Genomic DNA, 17,872 nt, shown 5'->3' with positions numbered 1-17,872 from the left:
ATTAGGTAAGGCTAACTAATAAGCGACAGCATGTTGCAAAATAAGGCCACACGTCAAGACAGGCCGCCGATCGGGCTCTCGTCCCGGGTGGCCGCGGGCCTTTCACCTGCCGTACGCGGGGTCCCGGACCTGCCGCCCGCTATGCGCGTTCCGGCGAGACGCGATGCGACGCGGTGCGGTGCGGTGCGACGCGGTGTGACGCGACGCGGTGCGACGCGTTCACCGCGCCCACGGAGGATTGCTCGTCCTGACGCGGTGTGACCTCGGGATTCCTCAGCCGGGGTGCTGGGTCCTGGCCTGGCGGTAGCGGGTGGGGGAGACGCCGAACTCGGTGACGAACGACTGCCGGAGGCTCTCGGTGGAGCCGAACCCGCAACGGGCCGCGATGTCCGCCACGGGGAGCGACGACGAGACGAGAAGCTGCTCTGCCGCCCGCGTACGGGCGTGCCTGACGAAACGACCGGGCGTCTTGCCCAGGTGCTCCAGGCTGAGCCGGGTCAGGTGGCGCTCGCTCACGTTCAGCTTGGCTGCCAGCGTCACGGGGCTCAGATCACCGTCGAGGTTGCTGACGACGTGGTCGACCACCTGCCGGATCAGCGGATGTTCCGGCGGCGGCGCGCCCACGAACATGCTGATCTGCGCCTGGTCGCCCGGCCGCTGCAGGTAGGCCACCAGGGCACGCGCCACGGTGCGGGCAAGGTGAGGGCCGTGGTCCTCCTCGATGAAGGCGAGCGTCAGGTCCAGGGCACTGGTGACGCCGGCCGCGGTCGACACGTTCCCCTCGCGGATGTAGAGCGGGCACGGGTCGACGATGACGTTGGGGTGGTGGGCGGCGAGCGTTCCCGCGTACCTCCAGTGCGTGGTGGCGCGCCGCCCGTCCAGCAGCCCGGCGGCGGCCAGCAGGGTCGCGCCCGTGCACACCGACGCCACCCGCCTGCTGATCGCGGCCAGCCGGCGTATGTGTGCCAGGAGCACGGGGTCGCCCGCGGCGGCCTCGTGGCCGATCCCGCCGGAGACGACCAGGGTGTCGAGCGGCCCGGTGACGCGTTCGAGGGCCGCCTGGCCTTCCAGCCTCAGGCCCGAGTCGCAGGACAACGAGCCGCCCCCCGAGGTGGCGAGGCGTATCCGGTAGGGGGGAGCCGCCCCCAGCTGGTTGGCCATGTGGAGCGGCGTGGTCACCGAGGCGATGTCCAGCAGCTCCGACTGTGGATACCCGATCACGACGGTCAGGCGATCGTCCATAGGTGCCCATCCTGTCGAGGAACCGACACGAACCCCAAGTTTACCGACAGGGCCGGGGCCGGCCACGGTTCGCGCGACCGGCCGGCGCGCGGGCCGTGGCGCATGGGACGCGATCGCGCCGGGTACCTCCCTACCCCCGGCCTTCGTCTCGGATGTGTTCGTCGTCGGCGGTACCAGGCCGCAGCCGCCGGACACCGCCGGCGGCCCGTCCCCGCCCGAACACCTCTCCCACGCGTTACGCACTTCTCGAAACGGTACGAGCCCCGTCGTGGCCGGACGGGCGACGGCCGAGGCCGTCACCACGTTGAAGGGAAAAGGACATGGACGTCATCGGAATGATCGACAAGGTTCGCGACTCCGCCACCGTCACCCGCGTCTTCGGCGAGCCGATCACGCAGGACGGGGTGACCGTCATCCCCGTGGCCCGCGTCGGCGCGGGCGGGGGCGGCGGTGGCGGCAGGCAGGAGGGCGGCGAGAGCCCGGGCGAGGGCTCCGGCGGCGGGTTCGGCGCGACCGCGACCGCGGTGGGGGTCTTCGTCGTCAAGGACGGCCAGGTCCGCTGGCAGCCCGCGATCGACTACAACAAGATCATCCTTGGTGGGCAGGTCGTGGCCGTCGTCGCGCTGCTCACCCTGCGCGCGTTCGCGCGCCGGCGTGCCCGCCGATCATGACCATGGGGCCCGCCCGCCCGGCCGGCGAGGTGCCCCCTCCGGATCCGTGGCGCCGTCCCGCACAGCCGGGGTGACGCGCCGCCGGACGATCGAGACGCCCGGCGAGGCGCTCACCGGTCGAGGTAGGCCCTGGTGGAGGCGCGGACGGCGGCGACGCACGCGGCCACGGCGGGCTGGGTGGCCGCGCCCCGCCGGTAGGTGACGCGGGTCCGGCGGCGGGCGGCGAGCGGGACGAGGCGCACCCCGGCCGGTGGCAGCGCCGTGGCGAGCCGCGGCACGAGCGAGACGCCCTGACCGGCCGCCACCAGCGCGAGCACCGCGGCGAAGTCGTCGGCGTGGTGCCTTACCAGCGGGCTGAAGCCGGCCGTGCGGCAGACCCGCAGCGTGACGGCGTGGCAGGCGGTGCCCGGGCTGCCGACGATCCAGGCGGCGTGCCGGGCGTCGCCGACCGGGTCGGCGCCGGGGTCGCTGCCGAGGTCGGGGCCGGTGCCGGAGCCGGGGTCGAAGCCGGGGTCGAAGCCGGGGTCGAAGCCGGCGCCGGGGGCGGGCATGGCGAGGAACACCGTCTCGTCCAGCAACGGCACCGAGTCGAGCGCGGGGTCGGGCTCGACCGGCATGACGTCGTAGTCGTTCACCAGGGCCACGTCCAGCCGCCGTTCGCGCAGCGCCTCGGGCATGGCGACCGGGTCGAGCTCGGTCACCATCAGTTCGAGGCCGGGATGATCGAGACCCAGCGTGACCAGCGCGCCCGGCAGGACGGTGCGGACGGCGCTGGGGAACGCGCCGATGCGCAGCGGGCCGGTCGGCTCGCCGCGGGCCGTGGCCAGCGCGGCACCGGCGTCGTCGAGGGCGGCGAGCACGGTCTCGGCGTGCCGCACGAGGACGACACCGGCCGGGGTGAGGACGACCCGGCGCCCGGTCCGTTCCAGCAGCGGCACGCCCGCCTCGCGTTCCAGCACGGCCAGCTGCTGGGAGACGGCCGAGGGTGTGTACGTGTGCGACCTGGCCACGGCGGCGATCGTGCCCAGCCGTGCCAGGTCGCGCAGCAGGCGCAGCCGCCGGACATCGAGCATAAGCTCAGCTTACGGGTTGGCGTACAAACCTGAACTGGACCTTGCCGATCGGGGCGGAGCACCCTGGACCCATGACGCTCACCGGCCTGTACGTGCCCCTGATCACCCCGTTCGACGACGCCGGAGCCGTGGCTCTCGACGCGCTGGAGGCTCTCGCGCACCGGATCCTGGACGACGGGGCGACCGGCCTGGTCGCGCTGGGCACCACCGCGGAGCCGGCCGCGCTCAGCGGCCCGGAGCGGCGGGCCGTGGTGGACCTCGCCGCCCGGGTCTGCGGGGAACGCGGCGCGCGGCTCCTGGTGGGCGCCGCCACCCCGCAGGAACTGGACGCGCTGCGGGACCGGCCGGAGGTGACGGCGGCGCTGAGCCTGGTACCGCCGTTCACGCGTCCGGGCGAGGCCGGGGTGCTGGCCCACTTCCGCCGTCTCGCCGCCGGTCCCGTGCCGCTCGTGGTCTACCACGTCCCGTACCGGACCGGGCAGTGCCTGTCGGCGGACGCGGTACGGCGGCTGGCCGCGCTGCCCGGTGTGGTGGGCGTCAAGTACGCGGTCGGCGGGATAGACGACGACACCGTCGCGCTCATGGCCGATCTCCCGGACGGCTTCGCGGTGCTGGGGGGCGACGACGTGTTCGTCTCGCCGCTGCTCGCGCTCGGCGCGCACGGCGCGGTCCTGGCCTCGGCGCACGTGGCCACCGCGCGGTTCGCGGAGCTGGTCGAGGCGTGGCGCGCGGGTGACGCGACCCGGGCGCGCCCCCTCGGGCACCGCCTCGCGGCCCTGTCCGGGGCGCTGTTCGCCGAGCCCAACCCCACCGTGGTCAAGGCGGTCCTGCACGCCCGGGGCGCCATTCCCACCGCCGGGGTCCGGCCGCCGCTCCTGGCGGCCCGCCCGGACACCGCGCGGGCCGCGCTGCGCCTCGCCGACGCCCTGCTCCCCGCCCCGGCCTGACGGGCGACCTCTGCTCCTCGCCCCGGCCTGACCGGCGACCCCGGCGCGCCGACGTTCGCGTACCGGGGCACGGGATCTCGCGGCCGACCGACGGGCCGTGATCTCAGGCGTCGCCGGCCGGGGTGAACGCCGCCGCGTGGTCGCGGGCGAAGTCGGCGACGTCGCGCGGGGGGCGGCCGAGAAGGCCGGCGAGCGTGCCGGTGGTGAGGTCTCCCCAGCCGGAGGCGTACGCCCGCGCGTACTCCTCCAGCATGTCGGCGATCCATTCCGGCACGCCGTGGCCGAGCAGCGTCGCTCGCCTGGCGTCGTCGCCGACCGGCAGATATGTGACGGGCCTGCCGAGAGCGAGCCCCAGTTCGCCGGCGACCTCGCCGAACGTGAGCGAGCGCGGGCCGGTGAGGGTGTACGTCTCGCCGTGGTGGCGATCCGGGGCGTCGAGGAGCACGCGGGCGGCGCACTCGGCGAGGTCGCGCACGTCGATCATGCCGATCCGCGCCGAGGCCATGTTCAGCGAGAACGTGCCGGTGGCGGCGATGTCGCCCGCCTCGTTCAGCAGGTTCTGCATGAACCAGTGGGGACGCAGGATCGTCCAGCGCACGCCGCACCGTTCGGTCTCCCGGTCGGACAGCGCGTGCAGCCTGCCGCTGCGGTTCGGCGCGTCGTGCGCCGCGCCGACGACGGACAGGCGCACGACGCGCTCCACGCCGGCCCGGCGCGCGGCCCACAGGGCGTTCATCGCGTTCTCCGGAGCGCGCGGGCCGTTCGGGGTGAGCAGCCACAGGTCCCGCACGCCCTCGAAGGCGGGCGGCAGCGACCGGGCGTCGCCGAGGTCGCCGACGAAGACCTCCGCGCCCCGCTCGCGCGGGCCGTCCGCTCCGGACTTCTCGCGGACGAGAGCACGAAGATCCACGTCGGCCCCTTCCAGGGCCCTCATCAGCGCGGTGGACACGGTTCCGGTGGCTCCGGTGATCAGTACGGTACGAGACACGCTCGTTCTCCCTTGATGATGATCTTGGTGATGGTGATGTGGACCGGGTCGCGTGCACGCCGGTGACCCGGTGGCCGGTTCCTCGCGTTTTCCACGGCTCCGGACACGGTGACGCGCCCGGTCCGGCTCCTCTGATCAGTCGGCCGACGCGGCCGGTGCCGGTGCCTTCAGGGGCTCGCCAGCCGCCCGGCCGGTGGTGACGCGCTCCAGGACCCGGAGCACGACGGTCCCGGCCGAGAGGGTGGCGCCCAGCAGGCACACACCGGTCCAGCCGCCGCTCACCCAGACGACCGAGGTCAGCGCGGAACCCGCCGCGCCGCCGACGAACAGGGAGGTCATGAAGGCGGAGTTGATCCGGTTGCGGGCCTCGGGCCGGAGCGCGTAGAGGACGTTCTGGTTGCCGTTGAGCACCGCCTGGTGCGCCAGGTCCAGCACGATCACGCCGACGAGCAGCCAGGCCAGAGAGCGCGCCCCCGCCGCGATCGCCGCCCAGGACACCAGCAGCAGGACCGTCCCGGCGCCGGTCACGAGCTGGACGTGCCCCCGGTCGGACAGCCGCCCCGCCACCGTGGCGGTCAGCGCGCCCGCGACGCCGACCAGGCCGAACAGGCCGACGGCCGACTCCGGCCAGTCGTACGGCGGCCGCACCAGCAGGAAGGTCAGCGCCGTCCACAGCACGCTGAATGACGCCATCCCCAGCGCGCCGACACCCGCCCGCCACCGCAGCAACGGCTCGTGGCGGAACATCGCGACCGTCGAGCGCAGCAGCCCGGCGTAGGACAGGCGTCCGCCGTCAGGGCCGAGCCGGGGCAGGAAGGCGCGCAGCAGCACGGCCGTCAGCGCCATCAGGACGGCGTTCACCCAGTAGACCGTCCGCCAGCCGCCCACCTCGGACAACGTCCCGGACGCGGTCCGCGCCAGCAGCAGGCCGAGCATCAGCCCGGTCATCACCGTGCCGACCACCCGTCCGCGCTCGGCCGGGTCCGCCAGCGTCGCCGCGAACGGCACCACCACCTGCGCCCCGACCGAGGTCAGCGCGGTCAGGGCCGTACCGGCCAGGAGCACCGTGCCGTCGGCGGCGGTGGCCGACACCAGCAGGAACAGCGCGGTCGCCGCGTAGAGCGACACCGCCAGCCGCCGCCGCTCCATCAGGTCGCCGAGCGGCACCAGCAGGATCAGCCCCAGCGCGTACCCGCCCTGCGCGGCCGTCACCACCAGCGCCGCCGCCGACGGCCCGACTCCCAGCTCCCGGCCGATCAGGTCGAGCAGCGGCTGCGCGAAGTAGTTTCCCGCGACCGCGAGCCCGGTCGCCGCCGACATGAGCAGGAGCAGCCCGCGCGGCAGGCCGCCGTCAATGCGAGGTCTCATCGTCATGTGCCCAGCTTCGGCAATGAACGATCAATGAGTCCAACACATGTTTGTCATCGGACCGATCGTGCATCACGATTGATCCGTGGAGCTTCAGCAGATGCGCTATGTCGTCGCCGTCGCGGAGACGAGCAACTTCACCCGTGCCGCCGAGCGGTGCCTGGTCGTCCAGTCCGCGCTGAGTCACCAGATCGCCCGCCTGGAACGCGAACTGGGCGCCAAGCTGTTCGACCGCACCAGCCGCCGCGTCCGGCTCACCCCGGCGGGCGAGGCGTTCCTCCCCGCGGCCCGCCAGGCTCTCGACGCCGCCGAACGAGCCCGCGCCGAGGTGGCGGCCGCCGCCGGTGAGATCCGGGGCAGGCTCGCCGTCGGCGCCATCCCCACCGTCGCGGCGGTCGACCTCCCGACCGCGCTGAAGCGCTTCCACCTGCGGCATCGGCAGGTGCGGATCAGCCTCCGCTCGGGCGCGAGCGACGAGCTGACCGAGCGGGTGCGGCAGGGCACCCTGGACGTCGCGTTCCTGGGGCTGCCGGTGGGCGTACGCCCCAAGGGCGTCCGCGGCCGCGAGCTGGCGCGCGGTGAGCTCGTCGCCGCGGTGGCGCCCGGCCACCCGCTGGCGGGCACGGAACGGGTGGAGCTACGTCGGCTGTCGGACGAGCCGTTCGTCGACTTCCCGCCGGGCACCGCCGCGCGGGCCCAGACGGACGAGGCGTTCGCGGCGGCCGGGGTCCGGCGCGAGGTCGCCTTCGAGGTGACGAACATGGACTTCATGGCCCGCCTGATCCGGCAGGGCCTGGGCATCGGGATGCTGCCCGCCGCCTACGTGCCCGAGCTCCCCGACCTGCCCGTCCTCCGGGTCCGTGACGCCCCCGCCCGCATGGAGCACCTCGTCTGGAGCCTCTTCCCGCCGTCCCCCGCCGCCGCGGCGTTCCTGTCCGCCCTCGGCGTCCCGGCGGCGGGATCCCCGGGATCGCCGGACCCGTGAGACGAGTGTGGGCCCCCGGGCGTGAAACCTCCGGGGACCCACGGGTGCGGCCTGCTGCGGCCGGGTGACGTTACTTCGTGAGCGGGGCCAGCTTGGGGTCGTTGGCGTACGCCTCCACGACGTTCTCCTTGGTCACGATCAGCGGCTCAAGCAGGTACGACGGGACGACCTTCACCCCGTTGTTGTACGACTTGGTGTCGTTGACCTGGGGGGCCTTGCCGGTCTGCAGGTCCTTGGCCATCTGGATGGTCTGCTTGACCAGCTCGCGGGTGTCCTTGTTGATCGTCGAGTACTGCTCGCCGGCCACGATCGACTTGACCGACTCGACCTCGGAGTCCTGGCCGGTCACCACGGGCAGGTCCTTGCCGGCGCCCTTGACCGAGGTGATGATGGCGCGGGCCAGCGTGTCGTTGGGGGAGAGCACCCCGTCGAGGGTCTTGCTGCCGTAGGTGGAGGTGAGCAGCGAGTCCATCCGGCGCTGGGCGTTCTCGGCCTTCCAGCCGTCGGTGGCGGTCTGCTTGACGTCGGTCTGGCCGGAGCCGACCACCACGGTGCCGTCGTCGATCTTCGGCTTCAGCACGTCGATCGCGCCGTCGAAGAAGACCGCCGAGTTGTTGTCGTCCGACGAGCCGGAGAACAGCTCGATGGTGTACGGGCCGTCGGCCTTCTTCGCCTTCATGCCGTCCAGCAGGGCCTGGCCCTGGAGCTGGCCGACCTTGAAGTTGTCGTACGCGATGTAGTAGTCGACCGCGTCGGTGTTCTTGATGAGCCGGTCGTAGGCGATGACGGTCGCGCCGGCGGCCTTGGCGGCCTCCACCTGGGTGCTCAGCTGCGCGGCGTCGGTCGCGCCGATGATGATGACCTTGGCGCCCTTGGTGACCATGGCCGAGATCTGCGCCTGCTGGTCGGCGACGGTGGAGGAGGCGCCGGCGTACTGCACGTCGGACTTGAAGCCGGCCTCCTTCAGGCCGTTGGTGAACAGGTCACCGGCCAGGACCCAGTTCTCCGAGGTCTTCGACGGCAGCGCGACGCCGATCAGCGAGTCGGCGGCGAAGCCCTTCGCGCCCTCGGAGGCGCCCGCGGAGGCGTCCGTACCGGCGGCGGGGGTCTGCGAACGCTCGGAGGCGCAGGCGGTGAGCGACAGAAGCGCGATGGCCCCGGCCGCCACGCCCTTGACGAGGATATTGCGCATTTTCAGAGGTGCCCTTCTTAGATGTGTGACGGGGCGGAGGTCTCCCGCCCCGCCGGCGGCGGCCGGTTAGCCGGCCACCGGACTCTTGCCGCGGTCCTGGTCCGTTTCCGTGCCGGACGCCGGGCCGCTCGGTGTCTCCTCCCGGCGGAACGGGCGCGTCAGCGATCCGATGACCGAGAAGCGCCCCTGCCTCTTGTTGTAGACGTCGAGCGCGACGGCGAGCAGCAGGACGAGGCCCTTGATGATCTGCACCCGGTCGGAGCCCACGCCCATCAGCTGCAGGCCGTTGTTGAGCACGGCCATCACGAGGCCGCCGACGATGGACCCGCTGATCGTGCCCAGGCCGCCGGAGACCGCCGCGCCGCCGATGAAGACGGCGGCGATCGCGTCCAGCTCCCAGCCGATGCCGTCCTGCGGCCCGGAGGCGGCCGACCTGGCGACGAAGATCATGCCGGCCAGGGCCGCGAGGACCGACATGTTCATCATCACCAGGAAGTTGACCCGCCTGAGCTTGACGCCGGACAGCTCGGCGGCCCTGGCGTTGCCGCCGACCGCGTAGATGTGCCGGCCGCCGGCCGTGTTGCGGGTGATGAACGCGTAGATCACGACCAGGACGCCGAGGATGATCCCGGAGATCGGGAAGCTGGTGCCGATCCGCCCGCCGGCGAACTGCAGGCTCGCGAACACCACCACGACGACCGGGACGGCGACCCGGATCGCCGAGATCCACATCGGGGCGACGTCGGCCCCCATCTCCCGGCGGGTCTTGCGGGCCTTCCACTCCCTGACCACCACAGCGACGCAGATGAGCAGGCCGAGCAGGAGCGTGAGGTTGTTGTACCCGGTGTCCGGGCCGACCTCAGGCAGGAAGCCCGAGCCGATGACCCTGAACCCCTCGGGCACCGGGATGGTGTCGGCGTTGCCGATGTACTGGTTGCCGCCCCGGAACAGCATCATGCCGGCCAGGGTGACGATGAAGGCCGGCACCCCGACGTACGCCACCCAGAAGCCCTGCCAGGTGCCGATGAGGACACCCACCCCCAGGCCGATCAGGATGGCGAGGAACCACGGCACCGAGTAGTCCTGCATCACCTTCGCGACCACGATGCCGACGAACGCGGCGATCGAGCCGACGGAGAGGTCGATGTGCCCGGCGACGATGACCATCAGCATCCCGATGGCCAGGATCAGGATGTAGGAGTACTGGCTCACCAGCGAGATGAGGTTGCCGGAGTTGAGCGTCAGGCCGTCGGTCAGGACCTGGAACAGCAGGACGATCGCCACCAGCGTGAAGATCATCCCGAACTGCCGGGCGTTGGAGGTCGTCCCTCCGAACAGGGACTTCTGGAGTTCTTTCACACGGCTCATGGTCGGCGTGCCTTCTTCGCTGAGGTCATCTGCTTCATCAGGAGTTCCGGGTCGGCGTCTCGCCGGTCGATGTTGCCGGTGATGGTCCCCTCGAACACCGTGTAGATCCGGTCACACAGGCCGATCAGCTCGGGCAGCTCCGAGGAGATGACGATGACGCCCTTCCCCTGGTCGGCGAGCCGCTGGATGATGCCGTAGATCTCGTACTTGGCGCCCACGTCGATGCCCCGGGTCGGCTCGTCGAGGATGAGCAGGTCGGGGTCGGTGAACATCCACTTCGCCAGCACCACCTTCTGCTGGTTGCCGCCGGAGAGCTTGGTGACCCCCTCGTCGACGGTGGGGGCCTTGACCCGCAGGCTCGTCCGGTAGCCCTCGGCCGCCTTGTGCTCCCGCACCGGGTCGACCACGCCGCGGGTGGAGACCTTGGACAGCTTCGCGGACACCATCGAGGTCTTGATGTCGTCGAGCAGGTTCAGGCCGATCGACTTGCGGTCCTCGCTGACGTACGCCAGGCCGTGCGCGATGGCGTCCGACACCGACCGCAGCACGATCTCCCGGCCGTCCTTGAAGATCTTCCCGGAGACGTACGTGCCGTACGACCGGCCGAAGACGCTCATCGCCAGCTCGGTGCGCCCGGCGCCCATCAGCCCGGCGAACCCGACGATCTCGCCGCGGCGCACGGTGAAGCCGGAGTTCTTGACCACCAGGCGCTCGGCGGAGATCGGGTGCCGGACCGTCCAGTCGCGGACCTCGAAGAAGACCTCGCCGATGTCGGGGGTGTGGTCGGGGAAGCGGCTGTGCAGCTCCCGGCCGACCATGCCCCGGACGATCCGGTCCTCGTCGACGCCGTCCGCCTTGATGTCGAGGGTCTCGATCGTCCGGCCGTCGCGCAGGATGGTGATGGTGTCGGCGATCTGCTCGATCTCGTTGAGCTTGTGGGAGATGATGATCGAGGTGATGCCCCGCTGCTTGAAGTCGCGCAGCAGGTCCAGCAGGTGCTGGGAGTCGGCCTCGTTCAGCGCGGCGGTGGGCTCGTCGAGGATGAGGAGCTTCACGTCCTTGGCGAACGCCTTCGCGATCTCCACGAGCTGCTGCTTGCCCACGCCGATGTCCTTGATCAGCGTGTCCGGGTCCTCCTCCAGGCCGACCCGGGCCATCAGCTCCAGCGCCTGGCGGTTGGCGGCCTTCCAGTTGATCACGCCGCCGCGGCCCGGTTCGTTGCCGAGGAAGATGTTCTCGGTGATGGACATGCCGGGCACCAGGGCGAGCTCCTGGTGGATGATCACGATGCCGGAGTTCTCGCTGGCCCGGATGTCGGCGAACCGGCTCTCGGTGCCCTGGTAGAGGATCTCGCCGGAGTAGGTGCCGTACGGGTGGACCCCGCTGAGCACCTTCATCAGGGTGGACTTGCCGGCGCCGTTCTCCCCGGCGATCGCGTGGATCTCACCGGCCCGCACCACCAGGTTGACGTCGGAGAGCGCCTTGACGCCGGGGAACTCCTTGGTGATCGAACGCATCTCCAGCAGGACGGGCGCGCCGCTCACGACCGGCCCGCCCTGGCCGGGACCCGTGCCGGGTACGGTCTCGGGGCGACGGTGTCGCCGTCTCTGGGCCGGCAGCGGGATCCGCGCGCGTCCGGCTGCAGGGGACCGCGCCAGGTCACCACCGACATGGTTGCCTCCGGGAGGTTCGTCATTAGTGCGTGCACTTTCGGGGTGGCCTGAACCACACACGGAAAGACAGGGACTTTCCGCAAAATCTAAATTAATTCATTCTTCGCGCGATTCGCCCGTGAGGTGGTGACATGTGCCGCCGCCCCGGTCATACGAGCGCGCCGCCTCCTCGTACGCGGTCACACGCCACTCGTGCGCGGTCACGCGCCGCGCCCGGCCGCCGTCGAGGAGCGGGCCGGGCCGCCCCGTGCGGGCCGGTGACGACGGCCGGTCGTCGCGCCGAGCGGCGGGCGTGTCCGTGCCCGAGCGCGGTTCCCGGCCGGACACGACGCCTCGGGAGGGCGGGAGTCAGCGATCATAACGATTCCGGTTCCCCCGATCGGCCATGACATCGTTGTCAACAGGTAGCGGGTAGAGACTCCACCCGCGTTACGGGCATGTCAATCGGACCCCTCCCAATGTGGCCATTTTGTAACGTATCGTGACGCCAAGTGAGATTTACGGCACATGATTTTCCGGCCGTCCCGGGTTCCGGTTCAGCGCGGCGGGATGCCCCGGTCGACCAGCTTGGTGGGAAGCACCACGGTGCGCGGCCACGACCGGTCTCCCTCGATCCGCAGGAACAGCAGCTCGGCGGCGGTCCTGGCCAGCTCACGGGTGTCGTAGGCGATCACCGTCAGCGGGTACGGCACCAGGCTGGCCATGTCGAAGTCGTCGAACCCGAGCAGCGCGGCGTCGCTGCCGCGCCGGTGCAGCTCCTCGACCACCCCGAGGGTGATCCGGTTGTTCAGGCTGAAGAAGGCGGTCGGCGGATCGGGCCGGTCGAGCAGCTCGGAGACGACCCGGGCGGCCGCCGCCGGATCGCGGACCCCGTCACGGACCAGCCGGGTGTCGTAGGGCGCCCCGGCCGGGGCCAGCGCGTCCTGCGCGCCGTCGAGCCGCTCGCGCATCGTGTAGACGCCGATCGAGTCGAGCAGGATGCCGATCCTGCGGTGGCCCGCCTCGACGAGCCTGCGCACCCCGGCCCGCGCGCCCCCGCGGTTGTCGAGCAGCACCGTGTCGGCGAGCAGCCCCCCGGCCGGCCGGTCGAGGAAGACGACAGGCGTGCCGAGCTCGACCTCGGCGCGCATGAACGAGTGGTCGTCGCCCGCGGGCACCACGAGCAGCCCGTCGACGCGGCGGGCGCACATGTCCCGCAGCAGCTGCCGCTCGCGCGCCGGATCCTCCTCCGAGCTGGCGATGATGAGCATCGTGCCGTGCTGCCTGGCGACCTCGGCGGCGGTTCCCGCGATCGTCGCGTAGAACGGGTTGGCGATCTCCTCGATCAGCAGCCCGATCGTGGCGGTCGCCTGCCCCGAGCGCAGCGAGCTGGCCAGGTGGTTGCGGCGGAAACCCAGCTCGGCCACGGCGGCGAGCACCCGCTCGACCAGCTCGGGCTGGACGTGCGGCGCGTTGTTCACGACCCGCGAGACGGTCTTCAGGCTCACGCCGGCCCGGGCCGCCACGTCCACCATGGTGGGCCGCCTCGTACGGCCGCCGTCGCTGGTCATGGCAGGAACCATACCGACACGCCGTATCAAAGGGTGACAACGTTGTCCGAAGCGCCTCCCTGGTCACCGCCGGGGTGATCGCCGCCGGGTGCCGGACGGGCGGCGGCCGGGCGCGCCGGCCGTGACGTCGCCTCGCCCGCGCGACCCCGCCGGTCGGCCCGGGGAGACGGTCCTTTTCCGGGAGGTTACGCGATCGGTGCTTGACAACGTTGTCTCATTTGTCTCGGGAAAGGAGACGTCGGGCCGCGGTCACCTCCTGGACAGCCCCCACGCGAGCCCACTGTCGTAACCCCTACGGAGCCTCCCGCATGGTCTGGGACCCGTGCCCCGGCACCGGCGGCGACGTCGACGCCCGTACCGGTGTGCGGCATCCGGGGCGTCTGGAATCCAGGAGTTCGGGGGCGAGAAAGCGGCGGGCAACCAGGTTGTAAGTGGACTCCGGAGAATGGGGTCCATGACGGATCTCCCCTCGGCGCGCCTCGCCGCGCCGGTACGGTACGGCGCCCTCCTCGTCCTCGCGCTGGTGACGTTCACCGGATGCGGTCTCACCGGCGGTGGGGCCGGGAGCGGTGCCGCCGCTCCCGCGGAGGTGACGAGCAGCGCGACCGCCCCCGCGAAAACCACGGAGACCACGGGGACCACGGGGACCACGGGAGCCGGGGGAGGGGAGCAGGATCAGCCCTCGGCGGCCGTCGAACCCGGCGGCACCCTCGTCGACGGCAGCACGGTCTCGGCCGAGCTGACCCGCGCGGGGGAGAGGCACAGGTTCACACTGGACCTGGGCGACGCCAGGGAGTTCTACGTCACCGGCATGGAGGGTGACGACATCCAGTTCCAGGTGTTCTCCGACGTCGACGACGAGCCCCTGAGCCCGGCCGCTGTCAGCTTCAGCGCCGGTACGTCGCTCAGCAACAAGCTGACCAAGGTGGGCGGCCACCGGCTGGAGGTCTGGGGGAACACCAACGTCATCGGGGCGTACAGCTTCCGGATCGCGACCGTGAAGGTACGCGCGTTCCCCGCGACGATCGGCCTGAAGATCGGCGAGGGCAGTCCCGCCGGGGCCGGGTCGCTGGACGTCCCAGGGCGGATCGACCGCTTCGAGTTCGACGCGGACGGTGCCACGGCCATCAGGATCGTCGCGGGAGGCGGGCCGTGCACCGGCGTCGACGTCGAGGTCTACGACGCCGCAGAGAAGAGCGTCGCCGACCCCCGGCAGCCCTACCCGCTGTGCGGCAACGAGTTCGACCTGTCGCTCCCGGGCGGTGACGGGCGCTACGCGCTGGTCGTCAGGTCACCCGCGGCGGGGACCGCGGCGTACTCCTTCCAGATCGTGCGCGCCGGCTGAACGCTCCGGACCGGAGCGGGCCCGGCGCCCGGGAAAGAGGATTTCAGCGGGCCGGACTCTCAGGAAAGAGGGGCGGGGCGGGCCGGGCGATCCGGAAGGGAGCGGGCCGGGCGCCCCCGGGGGGCGGGCCGAACGGCCGGGGGCGGTGTGGGACGAAGGGCCGGGGGCGGTGCGGGCCGGGCTAGCCGGGGGGAGCCGGGACGGCCGAGCGGCGCAGGCTCCCGCGGTGTTCCAGCGCGCCCCCGCCCTCCTGTTTCACGCAGTCCAAGGTCTGGGAATCCCTCAGCGTGAGGGTCATGTCCCCGCTCACGCACTGGTCGCGCTGCGCCACGGTCAGGTCGAGCACGGTGTCGCTCCGGACCCGCGTCAGCGTGACCGGCTGCTCGCAGTCACCGGTCACCCACGTCCCCGCGGACCCGTCCGGGCTCAGGGTGATCGTGACGTCGGCGGCGCGCTCGCGGTCGTCCTGGGAGACGATCCTCCCCGCCCAGGTCCCCGCGAAGGCCGCCGGGACTCCGGCGCCCCTGACCGTGGACGGCGCCGAGGCCGATCCGGAGGCCGGCGCCCGGACGGCGGTCCCGCCGGGCTCCCCCCGGGATGTGGCCCCGGCGCCCGGGGCAGGGCCCCCGATCGTGCCCGTCGCGTACAGCACTCCGGCCGTCGCGAGGCCCGCGACGACGACGGCGACCACCGGTACGACCGCGCGCCCCGCCCGCCGGGTGGTCCGCTCGCCGTGCGGCGACGTGGGGATCGCCGTGTCACGGCCCGCCGTACCGGCGCCGGCACGAGACGCGGGCCCGCGCGGGGGGAGGGCCGCCGCGTCCCGCGCGGGCCCGCCGGGCGGATGCCGAGGTGAGGGGTGCGTCCCGGACGGGACGGCCGGTGCCGGCTCGGCCAGGGTGTGGCCGGGCCAGTCGTCCGGGACGTACGCGCTGGGGACCGGGCCGACGTCGGGAACCGTGACGGTGGAGGCCCCGGGGTCGACCAGGCGGACCAGGAGCGTCCGGGCGGAGGGGCGCGCTCCCGGGTCCTTGGACAGGCAGGTGGCGAGGGTCTCGCGCAGACCCGGGGGAACGCCGGAGAGGTCGGGGTCCCGGGTGAGGATGCGGTTGAAGACCGCGGCGACGGTGTCGCCGCCGAACGGCGTCCTGCCGGTCGCGGCGTAGACCATGGTCGAGGCCCAGGCGAACACGTCGGCCGCGGGCGATCCGTGGACCCCGTTGAGCTGCTCGGGCGCCATGTAGGGCGGGGTGCCCGACAGTGCCGAGGAGGTCGTACCGGCGTCGAGCGGCCGGGCGATGCCGAAGTCGACCACGCGCGGCCCGTCGGGGCCGAGAAGCACGTTGGCCGGCTTGAAGTCCCGGTGGACCACCCCGGCGCCGTGGATGGCCGCGAGGGCGGAGGCCGTACCGACCGCGAGCCGGTCGAGGTCGCCGTCCCGTAGCGGGCCGCTGTCACGCACCCGTTCCAGCAGCGAGGGACCGGCGACGAACTCGCTCACCACGTAGGGGTCCGGCCGGTCGAGCTCGGCCGCGAGCACCCGGGCCGTGCAGAACGGAGCCACCCGGCGGGCCGACTCCAGCTCCCTGGCGAGCCTGCGGCGGACGTCCGGGCTCGCGCCGCCCTTGAGGACCTTGATCGCGACACGGTCGCCGGACGCGGCCCATCCCTCGTAGACGATCCCCTGCCCGCCCTCGCCCAGGCGCCCCACGACCTGGAACGCCCCCAGCGTGCGCGGGTCACCCGGCTCCAGCGGGCCAGCGGCCATGAGTTCCTCCATGCACGTCGGCGCGGGTGCCCAGCGTAACGACGGTGGCGGCCGGGCCGCCACGGCCGTGTCCGGCGGACGACCGGCGATGAGCGGACGATCGGCGATGAGCGGACGACCGGTTATGAGCGGACGACCGGCGATGGCCGGATGGAGAGTGCGGGATTTCGGCCGAATTTTCCGAGGTGAGAATTCTCGGAAACGAGTTCGCGGGAGAAGCCGAGGCGGTGGGCGGTGGCGTCACGTCCTTCGAAATCGGCGACCGGGTGTTCGGATACAACGAGAGCGGGTTCGGGGCCCACGCCCAGTACATGTCGATCCCCCAGGACGGCGCGATCGCGATCATCCCGGAGGGCCTGACCTACGAGGAGGCCGCTCCCAGCACCGAGGGCTCGCACTACGCCCTCACGATCATCAGGACGGCGAGGATCCGGAGCGGGCAGGAGGTCCTCGTCCACGGCGCGACCGGGGCCATCGGCTCGGCGGCGGTCCAGCTCCTGAAGGGGCTCGGCGCCAGTGTGACCGCGGTCCGCGAAACGAGGAACGTCGAGCTGGTCAGGGGGGCTGGGGGCCGATCGGGTCATCGACTACACGGCCGAGGACTTCACGAAGGACGGGCGGGAGTACGACGTCGTCATCGACGCGGTCGGCAAGAGCTCGTTCGGCCGGTGCAGGCGGCTGCTGAAACCGCGCGGGCTCTATCTCGCGTCGGACCTGGGCACCCTGTCGCAGAACCTGATCCTCGCCCTCGTCACCTCGCTGCTGCGCGGCAGGAAGGTCGTGTTCCCCATCCCGAAGCAGAACGACTCGGAGATCGCGCGGCACTTCAAGGGACTGATCGAGTCCGGGCAGTCCACGCCGGTCGTCGACAGGCGGTATCGACTGGACGAGATCGTCGAGGCTTATCGCTATGTCGAAACGGGGCAGAAAACGGGAAATGTAGTGATTACTGTCGAGCATTAGAGTCGCCGGGCGTTGGAACTGTCGAGAGTCCGAAACAGAGCCGGAGGAACCCGGCCGTGCCGGGCCACGGACACGCGGAGGCGGCCACCATGTGGCGGAGTCCTCCACGAGCACTCACACGCCGCCTGAACTGTGCGGACGGGTTTTCGGCAGGCACGGTGCCGCCGTACGGGCGGATGGTTTGCCGCACCTCTCGCCGGGCAGGCGGCCGGAGATCGGAAATGTCGTTTCCGCTCACCGTCGGCGGCGAGGGAGGTGCGATCCCGATGAGCGTGCACACGCTGTCAGTCGCGTTCAGCTGGGCTCTTTTGGCGATCGGGTGCGTGCTGGCCGCGCACGGTGTTCACGTGCTGGTGACGGGCCGGGCTCCGCGCCCGATCTCCGGGCCGGGCCGGATCCTGCAGGTGAGGCCGTACGCGTGGTCGATGCTGTTCTTCGCGCTCTTCGCCGTTTCCACGGCGTCGCCCCGGCTGCTGGGCTGGACGGATGAGCTGTCGCTCACCGGCTTCACCCTGCTCGCGCTCGCCTTCGCGGCGGTGGGGCTCACGCTGATGGCGAGGGCGAAGAAGGTGCTGGTCCCCACGACCTCGCGCGACCGGGAGAGCTGACGACGCCCCTCGCCGTACCCCTGACCGCGCCACCCTGGGACGTACGCGACCGGCCGGCGGGACCCGACGGGCCACACCCCGTGGCACCTGGCGTCGCGGGGGTGTGGCGACCGTGGCGGTGAGAGCCCGCG

The 17,872-nt window shown here is 72.0% G+C and carries 15 protein-coding genes and 1 pseudogene; 7 read left to right on the top strand and 9 right to left on the bottom strand.

Annotated features, from left to right (window positions below; all coding sequences use genetic code 11):
* Positions 1-273: 273 nt before the first annotated feature.
* Positions 274-1,242 (bottom strand): GlxA family transcriptional regulator, encoded by a 969-nt coding sequence (locus ACSC1Q_RS00785; protein ID WP_436756681.1) that lies wholly within the window; start codon positions 1,240-1,242, stop codon positions 274-276.
* 320 nt (positions 1,243-1,562) lie between these two features.
* Here ACSC1Q_RS00785 and ACSC1Q_RS00780 point away from each other — a divergent pair, with 320 nt between their 5' ends.
* Complete coding sequence (locus ACSC1Q_RS00780; protein ID WP_436756680.1) at positions 1,563-1,913, top strand: spore germination protein GerW family protein; 351 nt, start codon at positions 1,563-1,565, stop codon at positions 1,911-1,913.
* 110 nt (positions 1,914-2,023) lie between these two features.
* Here ACSC1Q_RS00780 and ACSC1Q_RS00775 read toward each other — a convergent pair whose 3' ends face one another.
* Positions 2,024-2,986, bottom strand: a complete 963-nt coding sequence (locus tag ACSC1Q_RS00775; RefSeq protein WP_436756679.1) for a LysR family transcriptional regulator — start codon at positions 2,984-2,986, stop codon at positions 2,024-2,026.
* Positions 2,987-3,057: 71 nt separating this feature from the next.
* Between ACSC1Q_RS00775 and ACSC1Q_RS00770 the strand changes: the two genes are divergently transcribed.
* Positions 3,058-3,933 (top strand): dihydrodipicolinate synthase family protein, encoded by an 876-nt coding sequence (locus ACSC1Q_RS00770; RefSeq protein ID WP_436756678.1) that lies wholly within the window; start codon positions 3,058-3,060, stop codon positions 3,931-3,933.
* A gap of 103 nt (positions 3,934-4,036) precedes the next feature.
* Here ACSC1Q_RS00770 and ACSC1Q_RS00765 read toward each other — a convergent pair whose 3' ends face one another.
* Together ACSC1Q_RS00765 and ACSC1Q_RS00760 are read right to left on the bottom strand one after the other, a co-directional pair.
* Positions 4,037-4,921: an NAD(P)H-binding protein gene (locus ACSC1Q_RS00765; RefSeq protein ID WP_436756677.1), complete on the bottom strand. Its 885-nt coding sequence runs from the start codon at positions 4,919-4,921 to the stop codon at positions 4,037-4,039.
* Between the two features lie 135 nt (positions 4,922-5,056).
* A complete protein-coding gene (locus tag ACSC1Q_RS00760) occupies positions 5,057-6,295 on the bottom strand; it encodes an MFS transporter (protein ID WP_436756676.1) in 1,239 nt (412 codons plus the stop codon).
* 79 nt (positions 6,296-6,374) lie between these two features.
* On the opposite strand from ACSC1Q_RS00760, the gene ACSC1Q_RS00755 reads away from it, so the two are divergent.
* Positions 6,375-7,274, top strand: coding sequence for a LysR family transcriptional regulator (locus tag ACSC1Q_RS00755; protein WP_436756675.1), 900 nt, complete (start codon positions 6,375-6,377; stop codon positions 7,272-7,274).
* 70 nt (positions 7,275-7,344) lie between these two features.
* Here ACSC1Q_RS00755 and ACSC1Q_RS00750 read toward each other — a convergent pair whose 3' ends face one another.
* The 4 genes from ACSC1Q_RS00750 to ACSC1Q_RS00735 form a co-directional block, all read right to left on the bottom strand.
* Positions 7,345-8,466, bottom strand: coding sequence for a substrate-binding domain-containing protein (locus tag ACSC1Q_RS00750; protein WP_436756674.1), 1,122 nt, complete (start codon positions 8,464-8,466; stop codon positions 7,345-7,347).
* A gap of 66 nt (positions 8,467-8,532) precedes the next feature.
* On the bottom strand, positions 8,533-9,825 hold the full coding sequence (gene mmsB, locus ACSC1Q_RS00745) for a multiple monosaccharide ABC transporter permease (RefSeq protein WP_436756673.1): 1,293 nt from the start codon (positions 9,823-9,825) through the stop codon (positions 8,533-8,535).
* 5 nt (positions 9,826-9,830) lie between these two features.
* Positions 9,831-11,351 (bottom strand): multiple monosaccharide ABC transporter ATP-binding protein, encoded by a 1,521-nt coding sequence (mmsA, locus tag ACSC1Q_RS00740; protein ID WP_436757222.1) that lies wholly within the window; start codon positions 11,349-11,351, stop codon positions 9,831-9,833.
* A 692-nt stretch (positions 11,352-12,043) separates the two neighbouring features.
* Positions 12,044-13,057, bottom strand: a complete 1,014-nt coding sequence (locus tag ACSC1Q_RS00735) for a LacI family DNA-binding transcriptional regulator (RefSeq protein ID WP_436756672.1) — start codon at positions 13,055-13,057, stop codon at positions 12,044-12,046.
* Positions 13,058-13,511: 454 nt separating this feature from the next.
* Between ACSC1Q_RS00735 and ACSC1Q_RS00730 the strand changes: the two genes are divergently transcribed.
* On the top strand, positions 13,512-14,402 hold the full coding sequence (locus ACSC1Q_RS00730) for a hypothetical protein (RefSeq protein WP_436756671.1): 891 nt from the start codon (positions 13,512-13,514) through the stop codon (positions 14,400-14,402).
* Positions 14,403-14,583: 181 nt separating this feature from the next.
* Here ACSC1Q_RS00730 and ACSC1Q_RS00725 read toward each other — a convergent pair whose 3' ends face one another.
* The gene (locus ACSC1Q_RS00725) at positions 14,584-16,170 is read right to left on the bottom strand and encodes a serine/threonine-protein kinase (protein ID WP_436756670.1); all 1,587 of its coding nucleotides are present in this window, start codon (positions 16,168-16,170) and stop codon (positions 14,584-14,586) included.
* Between the two features lie 185 nt (positions 16,171-16,355).
* Between ACSC1Q_RS00725 and ACSC1Q_RS00720 the strand changes: the two are divergent.
* The 3 genes and pseudogenes from ACSC1Q_RS00720 to ACSC1Q_RS00710 form a co-directional block, all read left to right on the top strand.
* Positions 16,356-16,499: pseudogene (locus tag ACSC1Q_RS00720) on the top strand (alcohol dehydrogenase catalytic domain-containing protein); the annotation flags it as partial.
* A 235-nt stretch (positions 16,500-16,734) separates the two neighbouring features.
* Positions 16,735-17,133 carry a zinc-binding dehydrogenase gene (locus ACSC1Q_RS00715; RefSeq protein ID WP_436757221.1) on the top strand — a complete coding sequence of 133 codons (399 nt, stop codon included), beginning with the start codon at positions 16,735-16,737 and terminating at the stop codon, positions 17,131-17,133.
* Positions 17,134-17,354: 221 nt separating this feature from the next.
* Positions 17,355-17,741, top strand: coding sequence for a hypothetical protein (locus ACSC1Q_RS00710; protein WP_436757245.1), 387 nt, complete (start codon positions 17,355-17,357; stop codon positions 17,739-17,741).
* Positions 17,742-17,872 lie beyond the last annotated feature (131 nt).

Origin of the sequence: Streptosporangium heterodermiicola (assembly GCF_051390675.1) — a bacterium.
Lineage (GTDB): Bacteria > Actinomycetota > Actinomycetes > Streptosporangiales > Streptosporangiaceae > Streptosporangium.
This window is presented reverse-complemented; position numbering and strand designations above follow the sequence as displayed.

What these genes read in the sequence shown, in the direction of transcription:
- ACSC1Q_RS00785 (WP_436756681.1), bottom strand. Translation starts at nt 1,242, where the DNA reads ATGGACGATCGCCTGACCGTCGTGATCGGGTATCCACAGTCGGAGCTG.
- ACSC1Q_RS00780 (WP_436756680.1), top strand. Translation starts at nt 1,563, where the DNA reads ATGGACGTCATCGGAATGATCGACAAGGTTCGCGACTCCGCCACCGTC.
- ACSC1Q_RS00775 (WP_436756679.1), bottom strand. Translation starts at nt 2,986, where the DNA reads ATGCTCGATGTCCGGCGGCTGCGCCTGCTGCGCGACCTGGCACGGCTG.
- ACSC1Q_RS00770 (WP_436756678.1), top strand. Translation starts at nt 3,058, where the DNA reads ATGACGCTCACCGGCCTGTACGTGCCCCTGATCACCCCGTTCGACGAC.
- ACSC1Q_RS00760 (WP_436756676.1), bottom strand. Translation starts at nt 6,295, where the DNA reads ATGACGATGAGACCTCGCATTGACGGCGGCCTGCCGCGCGGGCTGCTC.
- ACSC1Q_RS00750 (WP_436756674.1), bottom strand. Translation starts at nt 8,466, where the DNA reads ATGCGCAATATCCTCGTCAAGGGCGTGGCGGCCGGGGCCATCGCGCTT.
- mmsA (WP_436757222.1), bottom strand. Translation starts at nt 11,351, where the DNA reads ATGCGTTCGATCACCAAGGAGTTCCCCGGCGTCAAGGCGCTCTCCGAC.
- ACSC1Q_RS00735 (WP_436756672.1), bottom strand. Translation starts at nt 13,057, where the DNA reads ATGACCAGCGACGGCGGCCGTACGAGGCGGCCCACCATGGTGGACGTG.
- ACSC1Q_RS00730 (WP_436756671.1), top strand. Translation starts at nt 13,512, where the DNA reads ATGACGGATCTCCCCTCGGCGCGCCTCGCCGCGCCGGTACGGTACGGC.
- ACSC1Q_RS00725 (WP_436756670.1), bottom strand. Translation starts at nt 16,170, where the DNA reads ATGGCCGCTGGCCCGCTGGAGCCGGGTGACCCGCGCACGCTGGGGGCG.
- ACSC1Q_RS00710 (WP_436757245.1), top strand. Translation starts at nt 17,355, where the DNA reads ATGTCGTTTCCGCTCACCGTCGGCGGCGAGGGAGGTGCGATCCCGATG.